The sequence below is a fragment of the Neofamilia massiliensis genome, from assembly GCF_001299475.1.
Lineage (GTDB): Bacteria > Bacillota > Clostridia > Tissierellales > Peptoniphilaceae > Neofamilia > Neofamilia massiliensis.
Window position 1 is genome coordinate 435,458 of the sequence record NZ_CYUJ01000002.1, and the last position, 15,688, is coordinate 451,145.

The 15,688-nt window shown below is 36.4% G+C and carries 10 protein-coding genes; all 10 read left to right on the forward strand.

Annotated elements, in window-relative coordinates; translation table 11 throughout:
• Positions 1 to 3 precede the first annotated feature (3 nt).
• The 10 genes from rapZ to dtd all read left to right on the forward strand — a co-directional run bounded on the left by rapZ (position 4) and on the right by dtd (position 15,688).
• The gene (rapZ, locus tag BN2667_RS02165) at positions 4 to 864 is read left to right on the forward strand and encodes an RNase adapter RapZ (protein ID WP_054251683.1); all 861 of its coding nucleotides are present in this window, start codon (positions 4 to 6) and stop codon (positions 862 to 864) included.
• Between the two features lie 4 nt (positions 865 to 868).
• Entirely contained in the window at positions 869 to 1,846 is a 978-nt protein-coding gene (locus BN2667_RS02170; protein ID WP_054251684.1) for a gluconeogenesis factor YvcK family protein, read from the forward strand.
• Between the two features lie 79 nt (positions 1,847 to 1,925).
• The gene (locus BN2667_RS02175) at positions 1,926 to 2,339 is read left to right on the forward strand and encodes an NUDIX hydrolase (RefSeq protein WP_054251685.1); all 414 of its coding nucleotides are present in this window, start codon (positions 1,926 to 1,928) and stop codon (positions 2,337 to 2,339) included.
• Between the two features lies 1 nt (position 2,340).
• Positions 2,341 to 3,300, forward strand: coding sequence for a DNA-binding protein WhiA (gene whiA / locus BN2667_RS02180; protein WP_054251686.1), 960 nt, complete (start codon positions 2,341 to 2,343; stop codon positions 3,298 to 3,300).
• A complete protein-coding gene (locus BN2667_RS02185; RefSeq protein WP_054251687.1) occupies positions 3,281 to 3,538 on the forward strand; it encodes an HPr family phosphocarrier protein in 258 nt (85 codons plus the stop codon). Before whiA ends, BN2667_RS02185 begins: the two co-directional genes overlap by 20 nt.
• Before the next feature lie 218 nt (positions 3,539 to 3,756).
• Positions 3,757 to 7,440, forward strand: a complete 3,684-nt coding sequence (gene rpoB, locus BN2667_RS02190) for a DNA-directed RNA polymerase subunit beta (protein ID WP_054251688.1) — start codon at positions 3,757 to 3,759, stop codon at positions 7,438 to 7,440.
• A 30-nt stretch (positions 7,441 to 7,470) separates the two neighbouring features.
• Positions 7,471 to 11,067, forward strand: coding sequence for a DNA-directed RNA polymerase subunit beta' (gene rpoC / locus BN2667_RS02195; RefSeq protein WP_054251689.1), 3,597 nt, complete (start codon positions 7,471 to 7,473; stop codon positions 11,065 to 11,067).
• Positions 11,068 to 11,248: 181 nt separating this feature from the next.
• Entirely contained in the window at positions 11,249 to 13,003 is a 1,755-nt protein-coding gene (gene recJ, locus BN2667_RS02200) for a single-stranded-DNA-specific exonuclease RecJ (protein WP_054251690.1), read from the forward strand.
• 3 nt (positions 13,004 to 13,006) lie between these two features.
• Positions 13,007 to 15,229, forward strand: a complete 2,223-nt coding sequence (locus BN2667_RS02205; RefSeq protein ID WP_082380171.1) for a RelA/SpoT family protein — start codon at positions 13,007 to 13,009, stop codon at positions 15,227 to 15,229.
• A gap of 9 nt (positions 15,230 to 15,238) precedes the next feature.
• The gene (dtd, locus tag BN2667_RS02210) at positions 15,239 to 15,688 is read left to right on the forward strand and encodes a D-aminoacyl-tRNA deacylase (RefSeq protein ID WP_054251691.1); all 450 of its coding nucleotides are present in this window, start codon (positions 15,239 to 15,241) and stop codon (positions 15,686 to 15,688) included.

Genomic DNA, 15,688 nt, shown 5'->3' on the forward strand with positions numbered 1-15,688 from the left:
CTTATGGAAAAAAATATTGAACTAATAGTAATAAGTGGCATAAGTGGAGCAGGTAAGTCAACTGCCTTAAGGGCTGTTGAAGACTTAGGATATTATTGTATGGACAATATTCCTCCTCAGCTTCTTACGACCTTTGTCCAGCTATATGTCCAAACAAAATCAGCCCCATCAAAGGCGGCAGTTGTACTAGACATTAGGACCAGGGAATTTTTTGAGGACATATCCTTAGAACTTGAAAAATTAAAAAAACTGGGAGTTGACTACAAGTTAATATTTCTAGAAGCAGCAGACGAAACTGTTGTTAACAGGTACCAAGAAATGAGAAGGCCCCATCCTCTAGCAGCAGATGGAAATATTTTAGATGGTCTCAAAGAGGAAAGGAAAAAACTTCAAGCCATAAAAAAACTTGCTGACTATATAATAGACACATCGAGAATGAATAACTATAAACTTAGGGCAGAGATAAATAATATCCTAGAGCTAGGTTCATCTCAAATGCAAGTTTCAATAGTTTCCTTTGGTTTTAAAAATGGAATCTTACTTGATGCAGACTATGTCTTTGACATAAGATTTATCCCTAATCCCTACTATATAAAAGAACTAAAACCACAATCAGGAAAAGACCCAGCAGTTAAGGACTATGTCTTTTCCTTTGACGATACAAAAATCTTTATGGACAAAATCGAAGACCTAATAAAATTTGTAGTTCCAAGATATATAAAAGAAGGACGTCTTCAATTAACTGTAGGCATAGGCTGCACAGGTGGCAGACACAGGTCAGTTGCCTTAAGCGAAGAATTAAAAAATCGCCTAAAAGACGAAGACATAAAAGTAGTTGTAGATCACAGAGACTTAGACAGGTGATTTTATGAAAGACAAAAAAGTTGTAGTCATTGGAGGAGGAACTGGAAACTCAGTTCTCCTTGCTGGCTTAAAAAATTTCACACAAAATATTACAGCCATAGTTACAGTTGCAGATGACGGCGGCGGATCTGGAGTTTTAAGGTCAGACTTAGGCATGCTACCTCCAGGAGATATTAGAGCCTGTCTTCTTGCTCTATCAAACACCCAAGAACAATTGGAAAAATTATTTAGATTTCGTTTTGTCAGTGGAAAACTTAAGGGTCAGTCTTTTGGAAATTTATTTTTAGCAGCCATGAACGAAATTTATGGCGACTTTGGTCTTGCAGTTAAAGAGGCCTCAAAGGTTTTAAACATAACAGGCAAGGTCCTTCCAGTAACCCTTGATAAAATGGACTTAATAGCAGAACTTGAAAATGGCAAAAAGTTTTTAGGAGAATCTGCCATTCCAAAATTTGTAAAAAAAGAAAAGTCTCCAATTAAAAAACTTTCCCTAGAAAATTCTGATGTAAAAATTCTCGACTCTTGTATAGAAGCAGTAAGAGAAGCTGACTTAATTGTTTTAGGCCCTGGATCTTTATATACTTCTGTAATTCCAAACCTACTTATAGGACAAATGGTTGAAGAAATTGTAAACTCAAAGGCTCAGACTGTTTATATTTGCAATGTAATGACCCAGGCTGGAGAGACAGATGATTATAGCGTTTCCGACCACGTAAGAGGACTTTTAAAACACTCAAGCGAAGATATACTAGACTACTGTTTTGTAAATGAGAAAATTATTGATTACAAGTATTTAAAATCTTATGACATAGAAGAATCAGTTCAAGTCCTTCCAACAAAAGAAGACGAAAAGTTTTTAAAAGAAAAAAACATTAGGCTAATAAAAGGGGAATACATTGATGTCAAAGATGGTTATATAAGGTCAAACTCTTTAAAAATATGCAAGGACCTAGAGAAAATTTTAAAGACTCAAACAAAATAAATATAAGTGAGAAATCGCTTGCACAAGTTATTTAATAATGATAGAATAATAAGTAGTATGGACAAAATGGAGTGATATTATGAGGGAAGTAAGCGCTGGAGGTGTTGTGTTTAATTCTGACAAGATATTATTACTTCGTAAACTCAATGGCGGCTGGGTTCTTCCCAAGGGGCATGTAAAAAAAGGTGAAACATATTATGAAACTGCTCTAAGAGAAGTAAAAGAAGAAACAGGAATACAAGCAGACTTAGGTGTTTATATTGATAAAATTGACTACCAATATTACAACCTTAGAAGAAAACAAAAATCTACTAAGACTGTGCACTGGTTTACTATGTATTCTGAAGATACTAATCTCAAACCACTAAGAAAAGAAGGGTTTAACGAAGCAAAATATGTTGACTTTGAACAAGCATTAAAAATTTTAATCCACGACAATGAAAAGATGATTATAAAAAAGGCGAAAAAAATAAAAGAGGAAAGTAAAAACTAATATGGGTTTTTCAAATGACGCAAAAAACGAAGGCGCTAGGGTTCACTTAGAATCTTCGAAACTCATATTAGCTGAACTTTCTGCCTTTGTAAGAACTTGTTGTGAGATAAAAATAAAATCAAAGAATATATCACTAGAATTTGTCACAGAAAATGCCTCAACAGCCAGGAGGATTTTCACCCATTTAAAAGGCTATTCAAACCAGCTTGAAGCCTATAGAAAAAAATCAACTAGCCTAGTAAAAAATGGCCAGTATATAATAGTAATGAATGACAAGTATGCCATTGATGATCTACTCCATGACACAAACTTTATTTATAACGGTCAGTATTTTAATAAGGGATCATATATAATGGCTGACAGGCTTAAGTCAGACAAAGAAGAAAGGGCCTACTTAAGGGGAGCCTTTTTAGGAGCAGGGTCAATTACAAATCCAGAAAAATCCTATCATTTGGAAATTGTTTGTAGGGAAGAAGACTTTGCTGAAGACTTAAAAAATCTTATAAACAAAAGAGGTCTCAAGGCTAGAAGCTCAAAGAGAAAAAATTCTCATATAGTCTATATTAAAGAAGCAGAACAAATTTCAGACTTTATGGCCTTAATTGGTCTCAGTCAAAGTCTACTAAAATTTGAAAATATAAGAGTTTTAAAAGACTTAAGAAACAATGTCAACAGAGTTGTAAATTGTGAAACTGCAAATATAAACAAACAAATTGAAGCTGCTCAAAAACAAATAGCAGATATAAATTATTTAAAAGAAATAGGAAAGTATCAAGGCCTTTCAGATGATATAAAAGAAATAGCACAGATTAGGCTGGAAAACGAATACTATACTTTAAAAGAAATAGCAGAAAAAACTAAAGACCATTACACAAGGTCAGGAGTAAATTACAGATTAAAAAAAATTAGTAAAATGGCAGAAAAACATAGGGGTGCAGAAGATGAAAGAGATGAAGGTTAAGTTAGTAAACGAAGAAGGCCTACATGGTAGGGCAGCAGCGAACTTTGTAAAAGTAGCTGGAAAATTTGAATCTGAGGTAAAACTAGTTTCTGATGGCATATCAGTAAATGGCAAGAGCATAATAGGAATAATGTCCCTAGGTGCATTTTGTGGAGAAGAACTTACAATAAAAACTGACGGACCTGATGAGAATGTAGCCCTAAGAACTTTAGTTGATTTAATAAATCAAAAGCTATAAAAATAAAATAAAAAGAATCGCAAAGCTATGCTTAAATTTATCTAAGTATAGCTTTTTTTGTGAGTAAATTTTTTCTTTTAAACTAATTGACTAACAAATATTCATGTGATACAATAAATCATTGAATAATATAATTTAAATTGGGGTCTTATGCTCTATTTATATTATAGAAGGTAGTTATTGATATAGACGTTCAAGTGAGAGGTGAGGTTTTTTACATGACAAATCCTGTAAATTATGGCAAAAGAGTTAGGGTTTCTTATTCGAGAATTAAAGAAGTTATAGATCCACCTAACTTAATTGAAGTTCAAACAAACTCTTTTAAGTGGTTTTTAAATGAAGGCTTAAAAGAAGTGCTCCAAGATGTTTCTCCTATAGAAGACTATACTGGAGATTTGGTTATGGAGTTTGTCGAGCATAAAATAGGTGAAGACAAAAAGTACACAGAAGAGGAAGCTAAAGACCATGATGCCAATTATTCTGCCCCTCTAACTGTTAAGGTAAGGTTACACAATAAGTCCACCATGGAAATTAAGGAACAGGAAGTATTTATGGGCGACATGCCTATGATGACTGAAACAGGTACCTTTATTATTAACGGCGCAGAGAGAGTTGTTGTTAACCAGCTAGTTAGATCACCTGGTGTATACTACAAATTAGAAAGAGACAAAACAGGTAAGCCTCTTTATTCTTCTACTTTAATTCCAAACAGAGGAGCTTGGATTGAGTTCGAATCTGACTCAAAGGACATAGTCTATACTAGAATAGATAGGAACAGAAAAATTCCTATGACAATTTTAGTAAGGGCCCTAGGAGTTGAAACCAAGTCAGAAATTCTAGATACCTTTGGCGAAAGTGAAGAACTTTTAGCTACTCTAGAAAAGGACTTGACCCAAAATAGAGAAGAAGCTATTATTGAAATTTATAAAAAGTTAAGACCTGGAGAACCTCCTACTTTAGACTCAGCCACATCTTTATTTAACAATATGTTCTTTGAACATAAGAGATATGACCTAGCAAATGTAGGTAGGTATAAATTTAATAAAAAATTAGCCCTTGCTTCTAGAATTAAAGGCTTTGTAGCAGCAGATAATATAGTTGACAGAGAAACTGGAGAAATTATTGTTACAAAAGGCTCAGAAATTACAGAAGAAATTGCTAAAGAAATAGAATATGCAGGTATTAACCTAGTTACTATTTTAAACAAAGACGAAGAAGCAGTTAAAGTTTTAGGTAACAACTTTGTAGATGTTGAAGCCTTTGACATTGACCTTAGTAAATACGGCTTGAAAGACAAGGTATATTATCCTTTAATGAAAGAACTTTTAGAAAACTTTGAAGGAGAAGACCTTGATTTTGAGATTGAACAAAATATAAAAAATCTTAGTCCAAAACACGTTCTTAGAGATGATATTTTAGCATCAGTTTCTTATGAACTTGGACTATTTAAAGGCATTGGTCTAATTGACGACATTGACCACTTAGGTAACAGAAGAATTAGATCAGTTGGAGAGCTTTTACAAAACCAATATAGGATAGGTTTTTCTAGAATGGAAAGAGCCATTAGAGAAAAAATGACTATCCAAGATATGGAATCTAACACTCCTCAATCTTTAATTAACATTAGACCTTTAACTGCAGCAGTTAAGGAGTTCTTTGGTTCTTCACAATTATCTCAATTTATGGACCAAACAAACCCTTTATCTGAACTAACTCACAAGAGAAGAATGTCAGCCTTAGGACCTGGTGGTCTAAGTAGAGACAGGGCTGGAATGGAAGTTAGAGACGTTCACAACTCCCACTATGGAAGAATGTGTCCAATTGAAACTCCTGAAGGACCTAATATCGGTCTTATAACATCTCTTGCAACTTATGCGAGAATTAACGACTTTGGTTTTATTGAAGCGCCTTTTAGAAAGGTAGTAAAACCAGATGGCAAGGTTACAGATGAAATTGACTATATAACAGCAGATATTGAAGACAAACACATTATTGCTCAATCAAATGAACCTCTTGATGAAAACGGATATTTTATTAACGAAAGAGTTGTGGCTAGAGGTATTAACGGGGTAGTTGACGTATATGACGTAAAAGATATAGACTACATGGACGTATCGCCTAGACAAATTGTTTCAGTTGGTACTGCCATGATTCCTTTCTTGGAAAATGACGACGCCAACCGTGCCCTAATGGGTGCAAACATGCAGCGTCAAGCTGTTCCTCTATGCTTTACTGAAGCTCCAATTATTGGAACTGGTATTGAATACAAGGCAGCCAAAGACTCTGGTGTTGTAATTGTAAATAAGGAAGATGGAGTTGTTTCAAAAATCTGTGCTGACTACATTGAAGTTAAGGCAGATTCATATGGCTCTATTCACAAGTATAAATTAAAGAAATTTAGAAGGGCCAATGCTGGTACAACTATTAACCAAAGACCTATTGTCCACTTGGGAGACAAGGTTGAAGCAGGCCAAGTTATAGCAGACGGACCTTCAACTGATCAAGGAGAAATGGCTCTAGGTAGAAATATTAGAATTGCCTTTATGAACTGGGAAGGTTATAACTACGAAGACGCTATGTTAATTTCTGAAGACCTAGTTATAGAAGATAAACTAACATCAGTGCACATAGAAGAATATGAATCTGAAGCCAGAGAGACAAAACTTGGCTCAGAAGAAATTTCTAGAGACATTCCTAATGTTGGGGAAGACATGCTTAAAGACCTTGATGAAAGAGGCGTAATTAGAATTGGTGCTGAAGTTAGGTCAGGCGACATCCTTGTTGGTAAGGTTACTCCTAAGGGAGAAACAGAACTTTCACCTGAAGAAAGACTTTTAAGGGCGATTTTTGGTGAAAAGGCCAGAGAAGTTAGGGACACATCTCTAAGAGTTCCTCACGGAGAAGCGGGAATTGTTATAGACGTAAAGACCTTTACTAGAGAAAATGGCGATGAACTAAATCCTGGCGTAAATGAAATGGTTAGGGTTTATGTTGCAACTAAGAGAAAAATTTCTGTTGGTGACAAGATGTGTGGTCGTCACGGTAACAAGGGGGTAATTTCTAGAATATTGCCTAGAGAAGACATGCCTTATTTACCAGATGGAACTCCAGTAGAAATTGTTCTTAACCCACTAGGGGTACCATCTAGAATGAACCTAGGCCAAGTACTAGAAGTTCATTTAGGTCTAGCAGCAAAAAAACTAGGCTGGCATGTAGCTACATCTGTATTTGATGGAGCCAACGAATACGATATTGCCGAGGCCTTAAAAGAAGCAGGCTATTCTGAAGATGGAAAAATCCAACTAAGAGACGGTAGAAGTGGAGAAAAATTTGACCATCCAGTAACTGTTGGTTATATGTATATGCTAAAACTTCACCACTTAGTAGACGAAAAAATTCACGCTAGGTCAACTGGACCATACTCCCTAGTAACCCAACAACCTCTAGGAGGCAAGGCTCAATTTGGTGGCCAAAGGTTTGGGGAAATGGAAGTTTGGGCCCTAGAAGCCTATGGCGCATCTCATACTCTACAAGAAATGCTAACTATAAAGTCAGACGATATTGTAGGTAGAGTTAAGACCTATGAGGCTATAGTAAAGGGAGAAAACATACCAGAACCTGGTATACCAGAATCATTTAAGGTTTTAATAAAGGAATTACAATCACTTGCCCTTGACGTAAAAGTTCTAGACCTTGACAACAACGAAATGAACTTAGACGACGATATAGATGACGAATTAAGTAAAATTGATTCAAGCTCAGACAAGTACGAAGACGATGAAGCCGATTTGGCCCAAGACAAAAATGTAATTTCAGGTATTAGAAAAATTGGAGAAGATGAGATCCCAGAAGGGTTTAACTTTTCTGACGATGAAGATGACGACGAAGACGACGAAGATTAATATTTCTTTTAGATAGACAAGAAATGTTTTATGAAGGGAGCGACTCTTTTGGAAAATAAAGATGTAATAAATTCTATAGAGATTGGATTAGCATCATCAGATAAAATAAGACAATGGTCTTATGGAGAAGTAAAAAAACCAGAAACCATTAATTATAGAACATTAAAACCTGAAAAAGAAGGTCTTTTTTGCGAAAAAATATTTGGACCAGTTAAAGACTGGGAATGTAATTGTGGCAAGTATAAGAGAGTAAGATACAAGGGAGTAGTCTGTGAAAAATGTGGCGTTGAAGTCACCAAGGCCAAGGTTCGTAGAGAGAGAATGGGCCATATAGAACTAGCTACACCAGTATCTCATATTTGGTATTTCAAGGGAATCCCATCTAGAATGGGCCTTCTACTTGATATGAGTCCAAAGGAACTTGAGAGAGTCTTATACTATGCATCTTATGTAGTAACAGAAATCCACGAAGATGGCACAGGTCTTTTTGACAAGCAACTTCTTGGAGAAATGGAATATAGAGAATTAAAGGCTGAATTTGGCGACAAATTTGAAGCAATGATGGGCGCCGAAGCTATTAAGTATCTACTAGAAAAAGTAGACCTTGATAAAGAATCTAAAGAGCTAAGGGCAGAACTTGAAGATGCTAGAGGCCAAAAAAAGAGAAGAATTTCTAGAAGACTAGAAATAATCGAAGCCTTTTTAAACTCAAACAACAGACCTGAATGGATGATTTTAGATGTTCTACCAGTAATACCACCAGATTTAAGACCAATGGTCCAACTAGATGGTGGCAGGTTTGCAACATCAGACTTAAACGACCTTTATAGAAGGGTAATAAATAGAAACAACAGACTTAAAAAATTATTAGATATAGGAGCACCTGATATCATTGTTAGAAATGAAAAGAGGATGCTTCAAGAAGCAGTCGATGCTTTAATTGACAATGGTAGACGTGGAAGACCTGTAACAGGAGCAGGAAATAGACCATTAAAATCACTTTCTGAAATGCTTAAGGGTAAGCAAGGTAGGTTTAGACAAAATCTACTAGGAAAGAGGGTTGACTATTCTGGCCGTTCAGTAATTGTAGTAGGACCAGAATTAAAATTTCACCAATGCGGTCTACCAAAGACTATGGCCCTAGAATTATTTAAACCATATGTAATGAAAGAGCTAGTAGAAGACGGCTTTGTTCACAATATAAAATCTGCCAAGAGAATGGTAGAAAGACAAAATCCACAAGTTTGGGACATTCTAGACAAGGTTATAAAAGACCATCCAGTTTTACTAAACAGGGCACCGACCCTACACAGACTTGGTATCCAAGCCTTTGAACCAGTTTTAGTAGAAGGCAAGGCCATTAAACTTCACCCACTTGCATGTACTGCCTACAACGCAGACTTTGACGGGGACCAAATGGCTGTCCACTTGCCACTATCTGCTGAAGCCCAAGCTGAAGCCAGACTTTTAATGCTTTCAACTAACAACGTTTTAGGCCTAAAAGACGGTAAGCCAATTGTAACCCCTACCCAAGACATGGTACTTGGAATGTACTATTTAACTATGGAAGCCAAAGAGCCAGTTAAGGGAGACGGCATGGTTTTCTCAGACATGGCAGAGCTTCTACAAGCCTACAACACAGGCAGTGTTCACATTCACGCCCATGTTAAACTAAGAATAAGAGACGAAGAAGGCAAATCTGTTATAATTCCAGGAACAATTGGAAGATTTATTATCAACCAATATATTAAACAAGACCTAGGTTTTGTAGACAGGGAAGTAGACAAGTACGGCCTAGAAATAAACAGGGTTATAAACAAGTCTCTCCTTGGAAAAATTATAGAAAAAACTTATGAAAACCATGGCAACATGGAAACAGTAGAATTTGTTGATACTGTTAAATCCATGGGTTATAAGTATTCAACCAAGGGAGCAATCACTATTTCTTTTGGAGACATTCACGTTCCAGAAGAAAAACAAGCTATGATTGACCAAGCTGAAAAAGAAGTAGACAAATATGAAAAAGCCTATAGAAGAGGACTTATTTCAGACGAAGAAAGATATGAAAAAGTAATTGAAATTTGGTCTAAGGTAACTGACGAACTTACTGACAAGGTAATGACTACCTTTGACTATGATAACTCAATCTTTATCATGGCAGACTCAGGAGCCAGAGGTTCTAAGAACCAAATTTCTCAGCTAGCAGGAATGCGTGGACTTATGGCCTCACCTACAGGAAGAATTATTGAAGTACCAATTACTTCTAACTTCCGTGAAGGGCTATCAGTACTAGAATTCTTCATGTCAACTCACGGATCTAGAAAGGGACTTGCAGATACAGCCCTAAGAACAGCTGACTCAGGATATTTAACTAGAAGGCTAGTAGACGTATCTCAAGAAGTTATTATAAAAGAAGAAGACTGTGGAACTGAAGAATATTCTGTATTAAAAGCCTTTGTAGATGGCAAGGAATTAATCGAGTCCCTAGAAGACAGAATTACAGGAAGATATACCCACGAAGAAATTGTCCATCCAGAGACAGGTAAGGTCTTAATTGGCAAAAACGAAATGATAACAGCAACAATTGCAGGAAAAATTGTAGACGCTGGCATCAAAGAAGTAAAAGTAAGAACAGTCTTTAACTGTAAGACCAAAGGCGGAATTTGTTCTCACTGCTATGGCATGAACCTAGCAAATGGATCAAAGGTTGGCCTAGGAGAAGCTGTAGGAATTATAGCAGCCCAATCAATTGGTGAACCAGGAACCCAGCTTACAATGAGAACATTCCATACAGGTGGTGTAGCATCAGCATCAGACATTACCCAAGGTCTTCCAAGGGTTGAAGAGTTATTTGAAGCTAGAAAACCAAAGGGACTTGCTATTATTTCTGAAATAGATGGTACAGTAAAAATTGAAAGTGAAAATAGAAAAAAAGAAGTAGTAATAACTGCTGACGATGGCCAACAAGAAAGATATAATATCGTCTATGGAGCTATTGTAAAAGTAAAAGATGGCGACAAGGTAGAAGCAGGAGACGAACTTACAAGTGGTTCAGTATATCCTCAAGACTTACTTCGCATAAAGGGAACCAAGGGAGTCCAAGACTATATTCTAAAAGAAGTACAAAGAGTTTACAGACTTCAAGGGGTAGACATTGACGACAAACACATTGAAGTTATAGTTCGCCAAATGTTAGCCAACATAAAAGTTGAAGAAGCAGGAGGAACCAACCTACTTCCAGGATCCTTCGTAAAACTAGAAGCCTTTAACGAAGCTAACGAAATAGCTAAAGAAGAAGGCCTAGAAGAAGCCAAAGGAAGCCCAGCCCTAATGGGTATAACCAAGGCATCCCTAGAAACTGATTCCTTCCTATCAGCAGCATCCTTCCAAGAAACCACAAAAGTTTTAACAGATGCATCAATAAAAGGAAAATCAGACGCCCTAGTTGGCCTAAAAGAAAATGTAATTATTGGCCAATTAATACCAGCAGGAAGTGGACTAAGAAAATATAAGAGCTTAGACATTTACGACAAAGAAACAGGCGAAAGCTTGTCACAACTAAATCTTAAAATTCAAGAAGAATTAGAAGCGGTTGAAGGAGAAGAGGAAACTCCAGTAGAAAATTAAAAACAAAATTTTAAAACAAATCCAGGAAAAATCACCTGGGTTTGTTTTTTTATTTGGCCCTTTATAAATATAAGGACGACCAATCATAGAAACAAGCTGCTTAGCTATTCTATAAACTTAGTAAATGTGATATAATTTTATAATGACAAATTATTTTTAGGAAAAAATTGGTGGTAAAAAATTGGAAAAATGGTTAATTAAATCTGCTAATTCTAATATAGCATCTTTAGGACAAAGTCCAAATGAAAAAATTTTATACAGGATAATTGCCAATAGAGGTATTGAAAACGAAGCTGACCTTGAAGAGTTTTTAAATCCTTCTTTGACTAGGCTTAATGATCCATCTCTAATGAAGGATTTAGAATTAGGGATTGATATTCTTTTACATGCCATTGACCAAGAAAAGAAAATTAGAATTATTGGCGACTATGATGTAGATGGGATTATGTCTACTTATATTTTATATAAGTTTATTTCCAAGGAAAACCCAAAGACTGACTATCATCTTCCTCACAGGATAGAAGATGGCTACGGCATTAATGCTTCTATGGTAGATAAGGCGAGCGCAGATGGGGTAGACTTAATTATAACCTGTGATAATGGAGTTTCTGCCTTTGACGCTCTGGAAAGAGCCAGAGAAAAAAACATAGAGACCATTGTTTTAGACCACCACGAACCAAAAATTGAAAATGGAATTCAAGTTCTTCCACCAGCTACAGCCTTAATTAATCCAAAACAAGAAGCTTGTCCCTATCCTTTTAAGGGCCTTTGCGGGGCGGCTATAAGTTACAAGTTTATAGAGTACCTGGCAGGAGTTTTAGGCTACGAAGAAGGAGAAGTTGTTAGAGATTATTTAGAATATGCTGCCATTGCTACAGTTTGTGACGTTATGGACCTTGTTGGAGAAAATAGAATTATTGTAGCTAATGGCTTAAAACTTTTAAACAATACCACTAATATTGGTCTAAAGTGTTTAATTAAAGCTTCTGGCCTTGAAGAAAAAACCTTAGAACCCTATCACTTAGGCTTTATTATCGGCCCACTTTTTAATGCTTCTGGCAGATTAGATTCTGCTACAATTGGCCTAGACTTACTTTTGGCAGAAAATTTAAATGATGCTATTGAATTAGCTAGGCGCCTGCAAGAATTAAATCAAGAGAGAACAAAACTTACCCAAGAGGCTCTTGAACTTTTTATTAGAGATATTGAAAGTAATAAATATTATGAAAACGACATTATCGTCTCCTATCTGGCTGGAGTCCACCAATCTATTGCTGGCATTGTAGCTGGAAGAATTAAAGAAAAATACAACAAGCCGACAATTATTTTAACTGACGGCGATGACAATATTATTAAAGGCTCAGCCAGGTCTATAGATGAATACCATATTACAGATGGTATTGCTAGAGAAAAAGACCTCCTCCTATCCTTTGGCGGCCACAAGTTGGCGGCAGGTCTATCTTTAAAAAAGAAAGATCTTGAAGAATTTAGAAAGAGAATTAACGACCATTCTACTTTAAAGGAAGAAGATTTTTATAGGAAGGTTATGATAGACCTAGGTCTACCTCTTTCTTTTATAAACTTCGATCTTATTAACTTGTTAGATAAAATTGGTCCCTATGGCAATGAAAACCCAAGGCCGATTTTTGGTGGCAAGGATTTGAGCCTAGGAAATTTTAAAATCCTTGGAAAAAATAAAAATGTTTTAAAGATGACAGTTAAAGAGGGAGATACTTCCCTTGATGGCATTATGTTTACAAGGCTAGATGAATTTGAAAGCGCCTTAGAAGAAAAGGGCTACTCTCTAGCCAGACTTTTAGTAAATGGAGCTGACGTAAAGGCAGACATTGTCTACTCAGCTAATATAAATGAATGGGGGTCTAACAAGACTCTCCAGTTGCAAATAAAAAATTTTAGAATTAAGGCAGGTGAGTAATATATGACTACTGAAAATAATATCGCTATAAGTGAAGACCAAGAAGTCTTAAAAGAAAATCTTAGAAAAGACCTTGTTGAGAAAATTTTAGCTAACAATCCTGAGGCAAATATTGACGTGATTTTACAGGCCTTTGACCTGGCTTTTAAAATGCATTTAGGCCAAAAGAGAAATTCAGGGGAAGATTATATTATCCACCCCTTTAATGTTGCCTTAATCTTATCTGACCTTAGAATGGATTCTTCAACTATAGTTGCAGGACTTTTGCATGACGTTGTAGAAGATACGCCTTGTACCCTGGAAGAAATAGAAGAACTCTTTGGCAAAGATGTTGCCCACATTGTAGACGGAGTAACTAAGTTAACTAAGATCAACTACAACACCAAAGAAGAAAAACAAGCAGAAAATATTAGAAAAATGGTCCTAGCTATGGCCAATGACATTAGGGTAATTATTGTAAAACTTGCTGACAGGCTGCACAATATGAGAACCCTAGAGTATATGACAGAGGCGAAAAAAATTGAAAAGGCTAGGGAAGTAATTGAAATCTACGCCCCTTTAGCAAACAGGCTGGGGATTTCAAAATTAAAATGGGAACTTGAAGATTTGGCCCTTCGCTACTTAGACCCATCTGGTTACTATGAACTAGCAGACATGGTCTCTAAGAGGAGAAGCGAAAGAGAAAAGGAAATCGAAGAGTTTATTAAAAAAATTGCTGAAAATTTAAAGGCAGTTAATATTAAGGCAGAAATTTATGGCAGGCCAAAAAGCCTTTATTCAATTTATAAAAAAATGCACATGCAAGGCAAGTCCTTTGAAGAAATTTATGACCTATCAGCAGTGAGAATTATGGTTGATGACCTTAAAGACTGTTACGGAGCCTTAGGTGTTGTTCACAACTTATTTAAACCAATTCCAGGCAGGTTTAAAGACTATATTGCCATGCCTAAGTCAAATATGTACCAGTCCTTACACACTACAGTAATTGATGACAAGGGCGAAACCTTTGAAGTGCAAATCAGAACTTATGAAATGCACGAAATAGCAGAATACGGTATTGCCGCCCATTGGAAGTACAAAGAAGCTGGCGGCTCAGTTGTAAATGATACTGAAAAAGACAACCTAGTTTGGGTTCGTCAAATGTTAGAATGGCAGCAAGAACAATCTGACCCAGAAGAGTTTATGGAAGGCCTAAAGGTAGACTTTTTTACAGACGAGGTCTTTGTCTTTACTCCAAGGGGAGATGTCTTTGCCCTAGCAGAAGGCTCAACTCCAATTGACTTTGCCTATATGATCCACACCCAAGTCGGTCACAATTGTGTTGGTGCAAAAGTCAATGGAAAAATTGTGCCCCTAGACTTTAAGTTAAAAAATGGAAATATAGTAGAAATAATTACAGACAAGTCTTCAGGACCATCTTTAGACTGGATAAAAATCGTAAAGTCTTCCAAGGCCAAAAACAAAATCAGACAGTATTTAAAGGCCAAGGACAAGGATAGGAATACAGTTATTGGTAGAGAAATGCTTGAAGAAGAAATTAGGCGAGCAGGTATAGCTGCCAAAGACCTAATGACTGATGACTTTTTAAGTGGAGTCGTTCGCAAGTATAAGACCAAGACCATAGAAGACCTTTATTCTTCAATTGGCTTTGGAAATCTATCAGTTAGACAAGTTGCAGGAAAACTTGTAGATGCCTATCGCAAGGAAAAAGAAAAGCATCTTTCTGATGATGAAGTTTTAAAACTAAATGAAGCCAAGAAGCCAGCGAAAAAGAGAAATGGTGGAGTTGGAGTTATTGTCCAAGGGTCTCACGACCTTAAAGTCAGAATGGCCAGGTGTTGTAATCCAGTTCCTGGAGATTCAATAGTAGGCTTTGTAACTAGAGGCAGGGGTATTACCATTCACAGGGCAGACTGTTTAAATATTGCCAACAACCTAGACTCAGAAAGAATGTTACAGGCTGAGTGGGACTACGAAGACCAGGGCTATTACAATGCAGAAATTGCCATTAAGGCCTTGGGAAAAACTGGCCTTCTTGCAGATGTAACTAACAGGGTGGCAGATTCTGGATTAATGATAAATGCCATTGAAGCAAAGACTTCTAAGGACAAGATCACAACTATAAATATGATTTTAGAAATTCACGACATAGATGAACTTCACAGGCTAATGGAAAGACTAAGAAATATAGACAGCGTAATAGAAGTATTTAGAGTTATAGGCTAAGGAGAACAAATGAGAGCAGTAGTACAAAAAGTATCAAGGGCCAAAGTTTCAGTTGACGGACAAACCATTGGCCAAATTGAAAAGGGGTTTTTAGTCCTTCTTGGAGTTTACAAGGAAGACACAGACAAAGACTTAGACTATATTTATAAAAAAGTTACAGGCCTAAGGGTCTTTGAAGATGAAAATGACCAAATGAATTTAGCCTTAAATGATGTAGGTGGAGAGCTTTTAGTGGTCTCTCAGTTTACCCTATATGGCGATGCTAGAAAGGGCAGGCGTCCATCTTTTACAGATGCAGCCAAAGGCGACCTGGCAAAATCTCTCTACGAAGACTTTATTACAAGGGCAAAAGCTGACGGCTTTAACTGTAAGTCTGGTGAGTTTGGTGCCCATATGGAAGTTGAACTTGTAAATGACGGACCAGTGACAATACTTTTAGACTCTTTTAAAAACTTTTAG